Consider the following 15,725-nt stretch of genomic DNA (forward strand, 5'->3'; position numbering starts at 1 on the left):
TTTTCGAGGAATATTATGGCGCTTAGTTCAAAATCCAAACTCACGCTGATTGGGGCTATTGCGGCCATCGTCATTATTGGCTTGCTGGTTTGGAATCATCAAAAAAAATCCGCCAATGATGAGTTAGTCATTGGCATCAGCCCTTCTTTTGCAAAACCCTTGCAAGTGGCTGCAGAAGAAGCGAAACAGCAAGGCCTGAATGTCAAATTAGTCGAATTTTCAGATTGGAACACGCCTAATATCACCCTGAATCATGGCGATATTGACGCCAACTTTTTCCAACATCAGCCGTTTTTAGACAATGCGAAAAAAGAAACCGACTTCAAAATCAAAGCCTTTGATGTAGGCGCTGCAACACATGTCGGCCTATATTCAAAAAAAATTAAAAACTTTGCTGAACTTCAAGATAATGCCAAAGTGGTTGTGCCAAATGATCCAGTCAACCAAGGCCGCGCCTTGCAGCTGTTGCAGCAAGCCAAACTGATTACCCTAAAACAGCCGGATAATTTCCTGTCAGGTCTGAACGATATTGCTGAAAACCCTAAAAAACTGCAGTTTATTGAAGTAGAAGGTCCGCAAACGGCCCGTGCAATTGATGATGCAGATTTAGCTTTTGGCTACCCGCATTATTTACGCTTAGCTAAAACAGCAGATCCAGAAAGCGCGCTGCTGTTTGACTCCAACACAGACAAGCGCTTTGCGATTTTATTTGCTGTGCGTGATGACTACCAAGACACCAATGGCAAACTGAGAAAATTTGTTGATATCTATCAAAATTCACCAAAAGTAAAACAGGCGCTGGACGCAGACTTTGGCGCGAAACTTTGGTTCCCGGGCTGGAAATAAGGAATCATCATGTCAAACAGCTTTAGCAAAAACCGTAAAATTTGGCTCATCGCCCTCGCAGCGGCAGCCCTTGTGATTGGCTTGAGTGCATACCGATGGTCTACACAGCAAATACAGCATCAGACCTTGAAAATTGGCATTAGCCCGCCTTATGCAGAACTGCTGCAAAGTGTTGCAGATGATTTACAACAGCATGGCATTCATGTCCAGCTGATCGAATTCTCGGATTGGCAAGCGCCGAATGTCGCTGTGCAAAATGGTGATATAGACGCCAATTTTTTTCAGCAAAGCGTATTTTTAGCCAATGCTGTCAAACAGACTGGCTATGATTTGCATGCTTTTGCCGCCGGCAGCGGCAGTCATGTCGGCCTGTACTCTAAACAATACAAATCATTGGCAGAATTACCGAAAAAAGCGCGCGTGGTCATTCCCAGCGATCCTGTCAATTCTGCCCGCGCGCTGATTCTGCTGCAGCATGCAGGGCTGATTCAGCTCAAAGACATCAGCAATGAATTATCAACCCTTGCAGATATTGTGTCCAACCCGAAACAGTTGCAGTTCATAGAAGTGGAAGGCCCGCAAACCGCCTTGGCTTATGACGATGCAGATCTGATTTTCGGCTTTCCGCATTATCTCAATATGGCCAAAAAAGCAGACCCGCACAGTGCCCTGTTTTTAGATACGATCGATAAGAAATACGCCATCCTTTTTGTCACGCGCAAAGACTATACCGATGAAAATCAAAATCTTGCCGCATTTGTACGCACCTTCCAAAATTCGGAAAAAGTCAAAGCGATTTTAGACCGCGACTTTGGCAAAGGCATGTGGTTTGAAGGCTGGAAATAAGGAGCATTATTATGGTTAGTTTTGGATCGCAAATTGATTTTTCTGTGCCTCACATTAAGATCCGCCAGCTCAATAAATATTATGAAGTGCAAGGCACGCAAGTGCATGCATTAAAGAATATCAATTTGGATATTCCACAAGGTACAGTTTTTGGCATCATCGGTAAAAGCGGCGCGGGAAAATCATCGCTCATCCGCACCTTAAATGGATTGGAAAGCACCAGCAGCGGCAGCATTCACATTCATCAGCAGAATTTGGCCCGGCTGAGCCATGCAGAATTGATTCAGCTACGTCAAAAAACCGGCATGATCTTTCAGCATTTTAATCTAATGTCTGCCAAAACTGTTTATGAAAATGTCGCTTTACCTTTAAGAGTTGCGGCCTATCCTAAAGATCAAATTGAAGCTCGGGTCAATGAAGTCCTCAGTCTCGTTGGATTAAGTGATAAAGCCGCAAACTACCCTTCACAGCTCTCAGGCGGACAAAAACAGCGTGTCGGCATAGCCCGTGCGCTGGTACATCACCCTGAGGTTTTGCTCTGTGATGAAGCCACTTCTGCACTTGATCCTGAAAGTACATCTGCTGTGCTGACATTATTGAAAGAAATTAATCAAAAACTCGGCATTACTATTGTATTAATCACCCATGAAATGCAGGTTATCCGCGAAATTTGCGACCAAGTGGTGGTGATTGATCATGGGGAAATTGTGGAATCAGGGCAGGTCTGGTCGGTATTCTCTTCACCGCAGCAACAAATCACCCAAGAATTGCTCAATCTAGAACAGCTGGAACTGCCTATTCCCTACACCGCAGAAATCCAGCCAGACAGTACTTTGAGTATTTTAAAATTGCGCTATGAATCCACTTTAGAACAATCGCCAGATCTTAAAGCCATATTTGCGCAATTTGATGCACCCGCTCATCTATTGCAGAGTCATGTCGATACCATCCAAAACCATCTTATTGGCTCATTCATTATCGCCTTAGCGCAAACAGATCTCGATTTTGCTGTGCTATCTAGAAAATTAAAACCGTATATTGCGCAGCTGGAGGTGCTGGGTTATGCAAAATCAGCTCATTGATTTATTGATTACAGGGACAATTGATACCTTATTGATGGTCGGCTCTTCTGCCCTTGCCGCATTTCTGATTGGTCTGCCCTTGGCCGTCATTTTAGTCAGCACATCTGATCATGGCATTTATCCATCTAAAAGTATTAACCGAAGCCTAGGCTGGATTGTGAATGTCACCCGCTCTGTGCCCTTTTTAATTTTGATGGTTGCGCTTATTCCGCTTACACGCTGGATAGTCGGTACAAGTTACGGCGTATGGGCCGCTGTCGTTCCTTTGACATTAGCGGCAACCCCATTCTTTGCTCGCATAGCTGAAGTCAGCCTGCGTGAAGTCGATCACGGCCTGATTGAAGCCGCGCAAGCAATCGGCTGCAACCGCAAGCAAATTATTTGGCATGTGCTGCTGCCCGAAGCGCTTCCCGGAATCGCGGCGGGTTTTACCGTGACTCTAGTCACCATGATTAATTCCTCTGCGATTGCAGGCGCTATCGGCGCTGGCGGTTTGGGGGATATTGCTTACCGCTATGGCTACCAGCGCTTTGATATGCAGATTATGCTGGCAGTGATTGTCGTGCTGGTCATTTTAGTCATGCTGGTGCAAGCTGCGGGTGACAGCATTTCCGCACAGCTGGATAAACGCAAGATTTAAATCTGACGCGACTTCATTCCGCATTCTGCACCACGCATCCAAGCCATGACTTTGTCATGGCTTTCATGTAAAATCGTCGGCAATTTTATATATAACACTGTGTGAGTTATTTCATGGGTTTTAATTGCGGTATTGTCGGCTTGCCGAACGTTGGTAAATCTACACTTTTCAATGCATTGACTAAAGCTGCTATTGCTGCAGAAAACTTCCCATTCTGTACGATTGAACCAAACACAGGCATCGTACCTGTGCCAGATCCACGTTTAGACAAACTTACTGCTATTGTTAAACCGCAGCGCGTCATTCCAACAACGATGGAATTTGTCGATATTGCCGGCTTAGTTGCAGGCGCGTCTAAAGGTGAAGGCCTAGGCAACCAGTTCCTTGCTAACATCCGTGAAACTGATGCTATTGCACATGTTGTTCGCTGCTTTGAAGATGAAAACGTGATTCACGTCAATGGTAAAATTGATCCGCTGGACGATATTGCCACCATCAATACAGAACTTGCACTGGCTGACCTAGACACAATCACGAAAGCAATCACACGCTTAGCTAAATCTGCGAAAGGCGGCGACAAAGACGCCATTGCCACTAAAGCGGTTCTAGACAAAATTTTGCCTTTGCTTGAAGAAGGCAAACCTGCCCGCGCAGCAGATTTAGATGATGATGAACGTAAAGCAGTTCGCGGTTTTGGTTTAATGACTTTAAAACCAACCATGTACATTGCTAACGTTGCTGAAGACGGTTTTGAAAACAACCCGCACCTTGAAGCAGTTCAAAAATTAGCAGCCGAAGAAAATGCAATTGTGGTTCCGCTTTGCAACCAAATTGAAGCAGAAATTTCATTGCTTGAAGATGAAGACCGTGCAGAATTCCTTGAAGCATTAGGCATGGAAGAACCTGGTCTAAACGTTGTAATCCGTGCTGGATATGGCTTGCTTGGTTTGCAAACGTATTTCACAGCAGGCGTACAAGAAGTCCGCGCTTGGACAGTTAAAATTGGCGCGACTGCACCGCAAGCGGCTGGCGTTATTCATACAGACTTTGAAAAAGGCTTTATCCGCGCAGAATGTGTCGCTTATAACGACTTTGTTCAGTTCAACGGTGAAGCTGGCGCGAAAGAAGCAGGTAAATGGCGTTTAGAAGGCAAAACTTACATCGTGCAAGATGGCGATGTATTGCATTTCCGCTTTAACGTATAAGCTGTAGTTTGAGCTTTTAATCCAAGCTTAAATAAAACAGATAAAAAAGCTCCAAGTGATTGGAGCTTTTTTATGCCCTATAGATACGAATGCTTGAAGGAAATGCCAAAATTACAACGCATAATCATGAAGCCAGCCTGAAGCTTAATAACATAAAACAAAGCCATAAAACTCCACAGCTTTTCACCTACACAGATGCTGCTTAATGATTTTAAATTCGGATTTATCTTAGAGAATAGGCGCCAAAGCCTTCAGACACCCAATTATAGATCAATTAAATTCGTGTTTTACGGAGTTAAAGAAATGAAAAAAATCAGCACTCTATTCGCAGCAGGAATGCTCAGTTTACTTAGCGCCACTGCATTTGCCTGCCCGCAAGGCACAACACTCACTGGCGGTACTGGCGCCAACCATAAAGGCGGAAAATGTGTAGCCGCTGCAACCGTTAAACATCAATCCCAAGCCGCAAAACATGAAGCCAGTCAAGCTCAGCTACACGCCACTAAAGCTAAACATGACGCAGTAAAAGCTGAACAGCATCGCACTGCAGCCATGCAAAAAGATGTAAAACAGGCTTCACATGAACAAGCCAAGGCAGCTGCAGAAACCAATGCGGCCAAACATGAAGCGGCTAAAGCTAAAACAGCAGCAACTCATGCAAAAATAGATGCACAGCATGCCCATACTGCAGCCAAACCCGTTAAATCTTAAAATTTCTAGCCTAAAAAAAACCGGTCTATGACCGGTTTTTTGCAAACTGTTTTTTAAATCCTATAAATTCAATATTTACTATTCGCAATTAACTTACTTTTATAAAGCTAATTAATTTTAGTGCGCTGAAACGTGCTGTGCTTGCTTAGCATCCATCAAGGCGCGCTGCTTACGGGCCTCTTCCAGCATGCGCTGTTCAATGTCTTTTCTAAAACCCAGCATAAAGACCATTTCGGCCAAAACAAATAATGGGCCAATAGCCAAGCCAATGACATCATCAAAGAAAGCCGGCTTTTTCTTTTCATAAAAATGCCCAATAAATTGAATGGCCCAGCCCACCACAAATATGCCAATGCTTGCACTTAACCATGCAGCCATGCTCCATTGAGCAATCAGATAAGCCAATGGATAAGACACAGCGAAGATCAGCAGCATCAGTAAACCAAAAATTTTATCTAAGCTTATATAATAGATCACCGTCATGGCAATAATCAGAAGAGCCAGCGTAAGTTCAAATCCTGAAACCATTACCCCTGCACGGGCGGTTAAACACATAATTGAAAATACAATCAGCGGAATGCCGACAAAGTGCGTTAGGATATTTTTATGATCCAGATGATATGCGGCATACTGGCTCAGCAGCTGTTCGAGTTTAGTCATGGCTATGCGTCCTTGTAATGGTTATGCTTTCACGCGTTATAATGACTATATAAGAATGCGCAACTGCAAGTTGTCGCGCAGGCGACAAATACAATTTAGACAACCGCCGCTAATGAAAATGGAATTTCAGCATGCTTGATCCGCAATACCTGCCACATTTAAACAATAACTATTGGTATGCGCAGCTTGGCCCCGAATTTCAGCGCTATATTTTAGAGCATGCGCATTTACAGCATATACAGAAAGAGCAGCGCATCTTCCTATCTGGTGATGCCTTTGATGGGATTTATGCCGTTTTAGAAGGCGCAGTCCGTCTTGGCTATATTGATATACACGGTAAAGAAGCTGTTGCCGCGATAGCAGAACCTATTATGTGGTTTGGAGAAATCTCTCTGGTTGATCAACTGCCCCGCTCGCATGATGCCATAGCGATACAGAAATCCACGATTTTGCATCTGCCGAGCGTAAGCATTCAACACCTGCTGCAAGAACATCCGCAGTTTTGGTTCCATATTGCACAACTCACCAGCCAAAAACTGCGTTTTGCCTTTCTAGAACTCATTTCTATCCAAACCCAAAATATCAGCCAGCGCCTAGCGCAGCGATTGCTGTTTATTTTAAATGGCTATGGCAATCATATTGAAATTGAACAGCATAGTATTCATATGTCGCAGGAACAGCTGGCGCAGCTGCTGGTCTGCTCACGGCAAACCGTAAATCAAGAATTACAGGAATTAGAAAAACGCGGCGTACTGAAACTGGCTTTTCGTAAAATAGAAATTTTAGATACTGCGCTGCTGCATCAAATTGCACATGCATGGCCTCAGGCTTAAAACTTGCTGTTTGATCTGACCTAGCGCAATTTAAGTGCAGTATTTTGCGCCATTTTGAAACGTTTTATAATTTTGATTTATATTGGTGCAAATATACCTTTAAAAAAAAATTTAAATGCATTAAGACAATATATTAAAAGCATCTCTTAAGAGAGCAACTGGCAAACATTTACGCTGTCAAAACCATTGGTGCATGGCGCAACTTCTTGCGAACTCGATTCTGGCGCTGTATTTGCATCCGCTTGAACATTCATTGCTGCAGTTAAACATGCCGCAATTGACAACATCATTAATACTTTTTTCATCTTTATCACCATTCATCTTCTTTTGAAATGACATCTATTGAACTTCTTTTACGCGGTTATTTTTACACATTTTATCAAATAACGATAATTCACATTTTTTATAATATTATTGTATTTTTATATTACTCATTGTTTTTAAATCTTAATTAAAAGATAAAAGAAGTGCTTGTTAAATAATATTTATTATATTTCAATATTTTAATTAACAATAAAAAATCACAAAAAAATAAAGCCTTACCTCTAAGACGCAATTATTCTTATAAAATCTATTTACAATCTCAAAATTAAAACTTAATTTTCTTATTTCAGAAACATCAATGTTTAAAAAAACCGCTAAATTGCTTTAGCGGTTTCTCAAACATACATTTCATAAAATTGGCTTAAACGCCAACTTTCTTCGGATCAGTATTTCCCAGCTGAGGCTGTTCAATTGCGCCCTGACACTGTTTTTTATCCCGCTCATAATCTGCCTGCTTTTGCGCGGTTGTATCTGCCTTATCAATGGTTTCACGCGCCCAGATTTCCAAACTGGTTAAGGCTTTACGGCAAAGTGCATATTTGCCTTCCGTTACCGAATCGGTCATTTTGACATTAATACGCCAGTCTGTACTCAGCTTACGGGCAGGCTTACGTACTTTTTCTTCCAGTTGATCAATCTGCTGACTGTATACCAGCGGATCGGCTTGATTAATGAACTTCCATGCTTCATTTGCATATGCCGTAGCGTCATTACTGAGTTTTGGCGCAGGCTTAATTACGACTTTATCTTCTTGAGCGTCGGATGAATTGCCGCAAGCCTGCAGCAACAGTACACTGCTCATCAACATTAGGGCTTTTAAAGTATTCGGTGCAAAGCTGAACATCGCAAGTTCACTCATACAAACTATTCGGCACTATGCTAGTAAATTCGGATACAATACACAATCTCATTTGACCTTTTGATCAACTCTCCCGCTAAGGTGTGTCGTGTCAGAGCACAATCCCTCCCCAGTACAGCCCGCCGGCTTTTGGCAAGGCGCTAAAGATAGCCAAGCAATTATTTTTACCTATCTTCCGGTTTCTTTTGCTTTTGGCGTCTCTGCGACTCAATTCGGCTTCAGCGCATGGGAAGCACTGTTTTTATCCTGCTCCATGTATGCAGGCGCCAGCCAGTTTTTAGTGGTCGCCCTGCTTGGCAGCGGCACCTCTATATGGATGACCGCCCTGACCGTTATTGCACTCGATATTCGCCATTTACTGTATGGCCCTGCTTTGCAAAACCTTATTCAAGACCGTTTAAACCTCAAAAAAACTGCCGTTTGGGCATGGGGCTTAACCGATGAAGTTTTTGCCTCCGGCATGATTAAGCTGTCGCAGCGCCGTCAGGAATGGTCTGAATCTTGGATGCTTGGCCTGAGTTTATTCAGCTGGATGTCGTGGGCGCTAGGTTCCTTTTTAGGCGGACTGTTTGCCGATCAAGTCAGCAATTTACCGCAGTTCTTGCAGGCGGCATTAGATTTCTTACTGCCTGCTCTATTTCTCAGCTTCCTATTGGCTGCTTTTGAGAAAAAGCACAGTTTTGTCGTCGCAGTAACTATCATTGTTTCCGCTGTTGCCTGTTATTTTATCGATTTATCTGCCGCCATTTTCATTGGCATTTCATCGGGCATCTGTGCAGGATTATTTAAGCATTATGTGCTGAAACAACCAGACCCAGAGCATATTGGAGGCTAGTATGAGTTTAGAAATTATCTTAGTCGGCATTATGGTCGGTATTGCCAACTTCGTTTCACGCTTCGGGCCATTTTATTTTATTCAAAAATTCGAGCAAGGCTCACAGCAGCGCGGCTCGCTATGGCTAAAAATTGCATTAGGTTCTATTGGCATTTCAGCAATCAGTTCAATGCTTGTGGTTGCTACTTTACCCCCGCTTTTAGAAACACCAAATAAAAGCATGGCGATGCTGGCGGGGTTTATTGTGCTTGCTGGTTTATATTTTAGATTCAAGAAAATTGTTCCAGCCACGCTGACCGCAGCGCTTACTTATGGCTTGGTGTATACCTATGTGCCTTTTCATTTTTAACAGTCTGATTATGTAATCTACTCGCTTACGTCAGAAGCCTCTCCTTATTATAAAATTTACAGCCTAAGCGCCTAAATTCATATTTTTAGACGCTTTCTCATTAAGCCTATACAAAAATTCTGCCGAATTTATTCATAAATAAAATTGTTGGACAATATCATTTATTTATGTGAATTGGAGCTTAAACAAACATTCAGTTCTGGTATGCTAAAAGTCCATAAAATCAAGCATGGATGATACACATGAGCGTGACTATTGGTACCCCACTTCAATCTTCGGCTTTTAAAGTTTTACTTTTAGGCTCTGGCGAACTGGGTAAAGAAGTGGTGATTTCTTTACAGCGTTTAGGTGTAGAAGTCCATGCTGCAGACCGTTATGAACACGCCCCAGCCATGCAAGTTGCACATTATTCTTATGCGCTGAATATGGCCGATCCAGCCGCACTAAAAGAGCTGATTAATCAAGTACAGCCCAATCTGGTTATTCCAGAAATTGAAGCCATTGCCACCCAAGTATTAGTCGAAATTGAAGAACAACAACTGGCAACCGTTATTCCTTCTGCCAAAGCCGTGAATCTCACCATGAACCGTGAAGGTATTCGCCGCCTTGCTGCAGAAGAACTTGGCCTTCCAACATCCGCTTACCGTTTTGCCGACACACTGGAATCTTTCCGTGCTGCCTGTGACGACATTGGCTATCCAAATTTTGTTAAACCGGTCATGTCTTCTTCTGGCAAAGGCCAATCCCGCGTGAGAAGCTTTGCCGAAGTGGATGCAGCTTGGGAATATGCGCAAACTGGCGGACGCGTAAATCAAGGCAAAGTGATCGTTGAGTCTCAAATTGAATTTGACTTCGAAATCACCTTGCTGACTGTCCGCGCTAAAAATGCAGAAACCGGTGAGATTGAAACCTCTTTTTGCGACCCGATCGGCCACCGCCAAGACTCTGGCGACTACGTTGAAAGCTGGCAGCCGCAAGCCATGACGCCTGCTGCGCTGGAAGAATCAAAACGCATTGCCAATAAAGTGACGATAGCACTAGGCGGCTGCGGTATTTTTGGCGTGGAACTATTTGTCAAAGGCGACAAAGTATGGTTTAGTGAAGTATCTCCTCGCCCGCATGATACAGGCCTCGTAACGCTTGCTTCTCAATTCCAAAGTGAATTTGAACTGCATGCGCGCGCCATTTTAGGCTTGCCTGTAAATACTGAGCGACACAGTACTGCCGCCAGCGCTGTCATTTATGCGGGTGTTGATGACACCAATTTATCGTTTTCTGGCTTGAATCTTGCTTTGGCAAATCCAAATACTGATTTACGTTTATTTGGCAAACCAGAAGGTTTTAAACGCCGCCGTATGGGTGTGGCAACAGCACGCGCAGAAACAACTGATCAAGCGCGTGAACTTGCACTGCAAACCGTACAGCACATCAGTGTTCATCAAAACTAAGCTTGCAACACCATAACGGACAACTGTTCATGATCAATACTTTACCGCTGCTGAATTACATTAAAAGTAATCAAGACATTCAAGCAATTAACCAATGGCGCACAGATGTCGAAAATCAGCTGCAGGAGTATTTTGAGAATGGACAGTCAATCCGTGATGTGATCTTGGCGCGCTCCAATATCATTGATGAAGCTTTGCAATTTTTATGGACACATGCCCACTTAGACCAGACAAATTTAGGTTTGTTTGCAGTTGGCGGTTATGGCCGCCGCGAAATGCTGCCTTACTCTGACGTCGACATCATGATTCTGTCAGAAGACAGTATTTCTGAAGAAGATGAAAAACTGATTTCAACGTTTATCTCATCTCTTTGGGATGTCGGTAACTTCAAACCCGGCATTAGTGTGCGCACCATTGCTGACTGCGTAGCACAAGCGACCAATGATTTAACCGTAGCAACAGCACTGATCGAATCGCGTTTAATCAGCGGCAATCAGCATTTAGCCAAATGGCCGCGTCGCATTGTTTCGCAAACATGGACAGACAAAACGTTCTATGATGCCAAAATGCAGGAACAGCTTAAACGCCATGCACAGCACAACAACACAGAAAGCAACCTAGAACCCGATATTAAAAATGCGCCGGGCGGCATCCGCGACATCAACCAGATTGGCTGGATCGCCAAGCGCCATTTCCGTGTTAACCGCATTTATGATCTTGTACATTTGGGTTTTATTTCAGAATTTGAACTGGGCGTTTTAGAGTCTGCTGAAAGCTTTTTGTGGGAGATCCGCCACCATCTGCATCGCCTGACCAAGCGTGATGAAAACCGCTTATTATTCGATTATCAGCGTGAAATTGCAGCTAAATTTGGCTACATGCGTGAAGAAGACAAATCACCGAATTATCCAATTGAACAATTCATGAAACGCTATTACCGCAGCGCGCAGCAAGTTTCAACACTCAATGAAATGCTGCTGGCTTATTTTAATGAATCGGTTATTACGCCGCGATTACCTAATTATAAACGTGAAATTGAAGAAATTAACGCCAACTTTAAACTGGTTGACGGCAAACTGGCCGTTCAGCACCATAAGATCTTTTCAGAAAATCCAAGCGCGATTTTAGAAATTTTCTACCTGCTGGCCAACCGCCCTGAAATTACAGGGATTCGCGCCAGAACCTTAAGACTGCTGATTTTAGCAGCCAAACGCATTGATAAGAATTTCCGTGACAACCCAGAACATCAAGCGATGTTTATGGCGATTATCCGTTCACCATACCGCCTATATGACACCATGGTCGCGATGAAGCGCTATAGCGTTTTGGGCAATTACATTCCTGCTTTTGGCCAAATTATGGGCCTCATGCAATATGACTTGTTCCACATCTACACAGTAGATGCACATACATTATTGCTCATCCGTAATCTGAACCGCTTTAAAGAGCCAGAGTTTGCCAAAGACTTCCCTGTTGTCAGCTCTGTGTTCCAGCGTCTCGCCCGCAGAGACATCGTGTACCTAGCAGCGATCTTCCATGATATTGCTAAAGGACGCGGCGGCGATCACAGTGAATTGGGCGCTGCCGATGCCATCCAATTCTGTATAAAGCATGGATTTAGTGAACGTGAAGCCAATATGGTGGCATGGTTAGTCAACAACCATTTACAGATGTCTGTGACTGCACAGAAAAAAGATATTTCAGACCCTGACGTTGTTCGTGCATTTGCAGAAAAAATGGGTGACATGGAGCATTTAGATTATCTCTATGCTTTAACTGTAGCGGATATTAATGCTACCAACCCAACGCTTTGGAACACATGGCGCGCATCACTCATGCGCCAGCTCTATACGCAAGCGCGTGATGTCATCCGTTCAGGCCTAGGCCGCCCTGTTGATTATCAAATGCTGATTGAAGACACTAAATTTGCCGCCAGCGAACAGCTGGTCGAAGACTTTTCCTTAGATGAAGTTGAAAAAGTCTGGCAAGAGCTGGGCGATGAATACTTCATTAAAGAATCAGCGGATGAAATTGCATGGCATACCCGCGCCATCTTAAAGCACGGCGATAATCCAGAACCGCTGGTATTGATGCGCGCACACCGCAAATACGCGCAAGATGCGGTGCAGATCTTTATCTACACGCAAGATCAGCCGAACTTATTTGCAACCACTGTAGCCATTCTAGACCGCATGAATCTGGACGTTCAAGATGCGCGGATTATTACGGCGCTAAAAGCCTTCAGCTTAGATACTTATGTTGTTTTAGACCGTTTTGGAACACTGTTAAATGAACCTGAGCGCCAAGAGACTGTCGTGCACGCCTTAGTGGAAGCGCTGAGCCAATCTGATAAATACCCTGGCCTCATGCAGCGCCGCATTCCACGTCAGCTGCGCCATTTTGATATCGAAAATAAAGTTGATATCACCCTAAATGAAGCCCTGCAGCAAAATATGGTGGAAATTGCGACGCTTGACCACCCTGGCCTACTTGCCAAAGTCGGCGGTTTATTTATGATGCAGGGGCTGGATATTCATTCTGCCCGAATCGCGACCCTAGGCGAGCGCGCAGAGGATATTTTCTTTGTGACTAAAAAAGATGGTACGCCAATGAACCGAAGTGAAGCTGATACTTTTGCAAGTCAGCTTAAGTCAGCTTTGGACGAAGCTTCGCATTTAGTGTGCGGCCATCATTAACTTATTTGAACCGGTAACCATTCCATGAACTCTAGTTTGTCATTATTGCACCCGTATCCATTTGAAAAACTGAATAAGCTTTTTCAGGACGTTACGCCTGCGGATTTGCCATTAATTCCATTATCGATTGGTGAACCGAAGCATCCTGCGCCTGAATTTGTAAAGCAGGCAATTATTGACAACTTCCAGCATCTATCTACCTACCCAAACAGCAAAGGCCTGCCTGAATTGCGCAGCAGCATTGCCAACTGGCTAAGCCGCCGCTTCAAGCTCAACAGCATCAGTGCAGAAAACCATGTATTGCCCGTATCTGGCACACGTGAAGCGATTTTTTCTTTTGTGCAGGCTTTGGTAAACCGTGACGATGCACCTTACGTGGTGATGCCAAATCCGTTTTATCAAATTTATGAGGGTGCAGCTTTGCTTGCAGGCGCTACGCCTTACTTCATCAACTGCACAGAAGAAAATAACTATCTGGGCGATTTTGATGCAGTACCTGCAGAAGTTTGGGAAAAAACAGCGTTGCTGTTTGTCTGCACGCCAGGCAATCCAACTGGTGCTGTTCTCTCTAAAGAGCAGTTCAAAAAACTGATCGCCCTGTCTGACCAATACAACTTTGTGATTGCTTCAGATGAATGCTATTCAGAGCTTTGGTTTGATGAAGCGCCGGTTGGCTTATTGGAAGTTTGCGCAGAAATCGGCCGTGATGATTTTAAAAACTGTGTGGTTTTCCATTCTCTGTCTAAGCGCTCTAACTTGCCAGGCATGCGTTCCGGCTTTGTTGCCGGCGATGCAGAATTGCTTAAACCCTACTTAAAATATCGAACCTATCACGGCGCAGCCATGCCGGTTCAGCATCAAATTGCTTCTATTGCAGCGTGGGATGATGAAACCCACGTAGAAGAAAACCGTAAACTGTACCGCGCTAAATTTGACTTGTTCCAAAGCGAACTTGGACATTTATTGCCTTTGCAAAAACCAGATGCAGGCTTTTATTACTGGCTCAAAGTAGACAATGATGAAACTTTTGCCAAAATGCTGATGGAAAAAGCGCATATTAAAGTCTTGTCAGGCCGTTATTTGTCTCGTGAAACCGCAACAGGCAATCCAGGCGAAAACCATGTCCGTATGGCATTGGTTGCGGACATTACACAATGCGAGCAAGCAATTCAGCGCCTTAAAGCAATTCTATAATACCTTAAGATTCGCATTGACAGGCTGCTTCGACATTGTCGGGCAATCCTTATGAAATGTGATCCAGATTAAATAAAACCCGCTTTAATCAGCAGGTTTTATTTTTCAACATCAGGCAGAAAGAAAATGATAAAGGCGCTTATGCGCCTTTAAATTCCTTTGTAAGCAAAAGCTTAACTTGCTAGAGCCTTTTCAATATCTTCCTGCAAAGCTTCCGGCTTGGTTGTCGGTGCATAGCGGTTCAGCACCTGGCCATTTTTTCCAATCAAAAACTTGGTGAAATTCCACTTAATGCCATTTCCCAATACACCTTTAGAATTATTGGTTAAGTAACGGAAAATCGCATGCGCTTCAGGGCCTTTCACATCGACTTTGGCAAACATTGGAAAGTCTACGCCATAATTTTTTTGGCAAAATGCGCCGATCTGATCATTGCTGCCCGGATCTTGGCCGCCAAACTGGTTGCAGGGAAAGCCCAGCACCAAAAAGCCCTGATCCTTATACTGCTGATATATTTTTTCCAGTCCAGCAAATTGCGGCGTAAAACCGCATTTACTTGCAGTATTTACCACCAATAAAACCTTGCCCTCATAGTCGGCAAACGATTTATTTTTTCCATCTAACAACTCAGCCTCAAACTGATAAATGCTTGTCATGGATAGGTTTCCTCATCATTTTTTTCTTGTGATTTTAAGTCTAATGAAGCCGAATTAACGCAATACCGCAATCCAGTCGGCTGTGGACCATCCGGGAAAACATGCCCTAAATGTGCGTCACAATGATGACAGACAATTTCTGTTCTCACCATGCCGTGCGATGTATCTTGATGTTCCTCAATAACAGACGTATTCAGTGGGCGGAAAAAGCTTGGCCAGCCACAGCCGCTGTCAAATTTTGTTTCTGAACTAAATAATGGCTCTCCACAGCAGCGGCAAACATATGTGCCATCTTGTTTCGTATTCCAATATTTTCCAGTAAACGCAGGTTCTGTTCCCTTTTGTCGTGTAATACGAAACTCTTCTGGTGATAACTCTCTTTGCCATTCTCTTTCTGTTTTATTGAGTTTTCCCATGATGACGTACCTTTCTATCTTGCTATTTAAAATAAGATAATCCTATATTTACGTCATTCAATCTTAAATTTCTAGTCTTTATTTAACAATTTACAAAAGACATATAATGAACCAAAAAAGCAAAA

The 15,725-nt window shown here is 43.6% G+C and carries 17 protein-coding genes; 12 read left to right on the plus strand and 5 right to left on the minus strand.

What is annotated here, in order from left to right:
* Nucleotides 1–15: 15 nt before the first annotated feature.
* The 6 genes from B9T34_RS00265 (at nucleotide 16) to B9T34_RS00290 (ending at nucleotide 5,330) form a co-directional block, all read left to right on the plus strand.
* A complete protein-coding gene (locus tag B9T34_RS00265; RefSeq protein ID WP_086211172.1) occupies nucleotides 16–846 on the plus strand; it encodes a MetQ/NlpA family ABC transporter substrate-binding protein in 831 nt (276 codons plus the stop codon).
* 9 nt (nucleotides 847–855) lie between these two features.
* Nucleotides 856–1,692: a MetQ/NlpA family ABC transporter substrate-binding protein gene (locus B9T34_RS00270; protein WP_086211173.1), complete on the plus strand. Its 837-nt coding sequence runs from the start codon at nucleotides 856–858 to the stop codon at nucleotides 1,690–1,692.
* An 11-nt stretch (nucleotides 1,693–1,703) separates the two neighbouring features.
* Complete coding sequence (locus tag B9T34_RS00275; RefSeq protein WP_086211174.1) at nucleotides 1,704–2,774, plus strand: methionine ABC transporter ATP-binding protein; 1,071 nt, start codon at nucleotides 1,704–1,706, stop codon at nucleotides 2,772–2,774.
* The gene (locus B9T34_RS00280) at nucleotides 2,755–3,414 is read left to right on the plus strand and encodes a methionine ABC transporter permease (protein ID WP_086211175.1); all 660 of its coding nucleotides are present in this window, start codon (nucleotides 2,755–2,757) and stop codon (nucleotides 3,412–3,414) included. Before B9T34_RS00275 ends, B9T34_RS00280 begins: the two co-directional genes overlap by 20 nt.
* A gap of 113 nt (nucleotides 3,415–3,527) precedes the next feature.
* Nucleotides 3,528–4,619, plus strand: coding sequence for a redox-regulated ATPase YchF (ychF, locus tag B9T34_RS00285; protein WP_086211176.1), 1,092 nt, complete (start codon nucleotides 3,528–3,530; stop codon nucleotides 4,617–4,619).
* Between the two features lie 303 nt (nucleotides 4,620–4,922).
* A complete protein-coding gene (locus B9T34_RS00290) occupies nucleotides 4,923–5,330 on the plus strand; it encodes a hypothetical protein (RefSeq protein WP_086211177.1) in 408 nt (135 codons plus the stop codon).
* A gap of 117 nt (nucleotides 5,331–5,447) precedes the next feature.
* On the opposite strand, the gene B9T34_RS00295 is transcribed toward B9T34_RS00290, so the two are convergent.
* Nucleotides 5,448–5,990, minus strand: coding sequence for a DUF962 domain-containing protein (locus B9T34_RS00295; protein ID WP_086211178.1), 543 nt, complete (start codon nucleotides 5,988–5,990; stop codon nucleotides 5,448–5,450).
* A gap of 131 nt (nucleotides 5,991–6,121) precedes the next feature.
* On the opposite strand from B9T34_RS00295, the gene B9T34_RS00300 reads away from it, so the two are divergent.
* Complete coding sequence (locus B9T34_RS00300; RefSeq protein ID WP_086211179.1) at nucleotides 6,122–6,823, plus strand: Crp/Fnr family transcriptional regulator; 702 nt, start codon at nucleotides 6,122–6,124, stop codon at nucleotides 6,821–6,823.
* Between the two features lie 146 nt (nucleotides 6,824–6,969).
* On the opposite strand, the gene B9T34_RS18780 is transcribed toward B9T34_RS00300, so the two are convergent.
* Complete coding sequence (locus B9T34_RS18780; RefSeq protein ID WP_171265085.1) at nucleotides 6,970–7,128, minus strand: hypothetical protein; 159 nt, start codon at nucleotides 7,126–7,128, stop codon at nucleotides 6,970–6,972.
* A 380-nt stretch (nucleotides 7,129–7,508) separates the two neighbouring features.
* Complete coding sequence (locus tag B9T34_RS00305) at nucleotides 7,509–7,991, minus strand: hypothetical protein (protein WP_086211629.1); 483 nt, start codon at nucleotides 7,989–7,991, stop codon at nucleotides 7,509–7,511.
* A 103-nt stretch (nucleotides 7,992–8,094) separates the two neighbouring features.
* Here B9T34_RS00305 and B9T34_RS00310 point away from each other — a divergent pair, with 103 nt between their 5' ends.
* From B9T34_RS00310 to dapC, 5 genes are all read left to right on the plus strand, one after another.
* Complete coding sequence (locus B9T34_RS00310) at nucleotides 8,095–8,841, plus strand: AzlC family ABC transporter permease (RefSeq protein ID WP_086211180.1); 747 nt, start codon at nucleotides 8,095–8,097, stop codon at nucleotides 8,839–8,841.
* Nucleotide 8,842: 1 nt separating this feature from the next.
* A complete protein-coding gene (gene ygaH, locus B9T34_RS00315) occupies nucleotides 8,843–9,190 on the plus strand; it encodes an L-valine transporter subunit YgaH (RefSeq protein WP_086211181.1) in 348 nt (115 codons plus the stop codon).
* 233 nt (nucleotides 9,191–9,423) lie between these two features.
* Complete coding sequence (gene purT / locus B9T34_RS00320) at nucleotides 9,424–10,638, plus strand: formate-dependent phosphoribosylglycinamide formyltransferase (protein ID WP_171265086.1); 1,215 nt, start codon at nucleotides 9,424–9,426, stop codon at nucleotides 10,636–10,638.
* A 29-nt stretch (nucleotides 10,639–10,667) separates the two neighbouring features.
* Nucleotides 10,668–13,334, plus strand: coding sequence for a [protein-PII] uridylyltransferase (gene glnD, locus B9T34_RS00325; RefSeq protein ID WP_086211183.1), 2,667 nt, complete (start codon nucleotides 10,668–10,670; stop codon nucleotides 13,332–13,334).
* Between the two features lie 24 nt (nucleotides 13,335–13,358).
* Nucleotides 13,359–14,528 carry a succinyldiaminopimelate transaminase gene (gene dapC, locus B9T34_RS00330; RefSeq protein ID WP_086211184.1) on the plus strand — a complete coding sequence of 390 codons (1,170 nt, stop codon included), beginning with the start codon at nucleotides 13,359–13,361 and terminating at the stop codon, nucleotides 14,526–14,528.
* Nucleotides 14,529–14,701: 173 nt separating this feature from the next.
* Here the strand turns inward: dapC and B9T34_RS00335 are convergent, their stop codons facing one another.
* On the minus strand, nucleotides 14,702–15,184 hold the full coding sequence (locus B9T34_RS00335; protein ID WP_086211185.1) for a glutathione peroxidase: 483 nt from the start codon (nucleotides 15,182–15,184) through the stop codon (nucleotides 14,702–14,704).
* Complete coding sequence (gene msrB, locus B9T34_RS00340) at nucleotides 15,181–15,600, minus strand: peptide-methionine (R)-S-oxide reductase MsrB (RefSeq protein WP_086211186.1); 420 nt, start codon at nucleotides 15,598–15,600, stop codon at nucleotides 15,181–15,183. Before msrB ends, B9T34_RS00335 begins: the two co-directional genes overlap by 4 nt.
* Between the last annotated feature and the right edge of the window lie 125 nt (nucleotides 15,601–15,725).

Origin of the sequence: Acinetobacter sp. ANC 3813 (genome assembly GCF_002135435.1) — a bacterium.
Classification (GTDB): Bacteria; Pseudomonadota; Gammaproteobacteria; order Pseudomonadales; family Moraxellaceae; genus Acinetobacter.

Coding starts and splice junctions, on each gene's coding strand:
- B9T34_RS00295 (WP_086211178.1), bottom strand. CDS start 5,990: ATGACTAAACTCGAACAGCTGCTGAGCCAGTATGCCGCATATCATCTG.
- B9T34_RS18780 (WP_171265085.1), bottom strand. CDS start 7,128: ATGAAAAAAGTATTAATGATGTTGTCAATTGCGGCATGTTTAACTGCA.
- msrB (WP_086211186.1), bottom strand. CDS start 15,600: ATGGGAAAACTCAATAAAACAGAAAGAGAATGGCAAAGAGAGTTATCA.
- B9T34_RS00265 (WP_086211172.1), top strand. CDS start 16: ATGGCGCTTAGTTCAAAATCCAAACTCACGCTGATTGGGGCTATTGCG.
- purT (WP_171265086.1), top strand. CDS start 9,424: ATGATACACATGAGCGTGACTATTGGTACCCCACTTCAATCTTCGGCT.
- B9T34_RS00335 (WP_086211185.1), bottom strand. CDS start 15,184: ATGACAAGCATTTATCAGTTTGAGGCTGAGTTGTTAGATGGAAAAAAT.
- ygaH (WP_086211181.1), top strand. CDS start 8,843: ATGAGTTTAGAAATTATCTTAGTCGGCATTATGGTCGGTATTGCCAAC.
- B9T34_RS00290 (WP_086211177.1), top strand. CDS start 4,923: ATGAAAAAAATCAGCACTCTATTCGCAGCAGGAATGCTCAGTTTACTT.
- B9T34_RS00275 (WP_086211174.1), top strand. CDS start 1,704: ATGGTTAGTTTTGGATCGCAAATTGATTTTTCTGTGCCTCACATTAAG.
- B9T34_RS00280 (WP_086211175.1), top strand. CDS start 2,755: ATGCAAAATCAGCTCATTGATTTATTGATTACAGGGACAATTGATACC.
- ychF (WP_086211176.1), top strand. CDS start 3,528: ATGGGTTTTAATTGCGGTATTGTCGGCTTGCCGAACGTTGGTAAATCT.
- B9T34_RS00300 (WP_086211179.1), top strand. CDS start 6,122: ATGCTTGATCCGCAATACCTGCCACATTTAAACAATAACTATTGGTAT.
- B9T34_RS00270 (WP_086211173.1), top strand. CDS start 856: ATGTCAAACAGCTTTAGCAAAAACCGTAAAATTTGGCTCATCGCCCTC.
- dapC (WP_086211184.1), top strand. CDS start 13,359: ATGAACTCTAGTTTGTCATTATTGCACCCGTATCCATTTGAAAAACTG.
- glnD (WP_086211183.1), top strand. CDS start 10,668: ATGATCAATACTTTACCGCTGCTGAATTACATTAAAAGTAATCAAGAC.
- B9T34_RS00305 (WP_086211629.1), bottom strand. CDS start 7,991: ATGTTCAGCTTTGCACCGAATACTTTAAAAGCCCTAATGTTGATGAGC.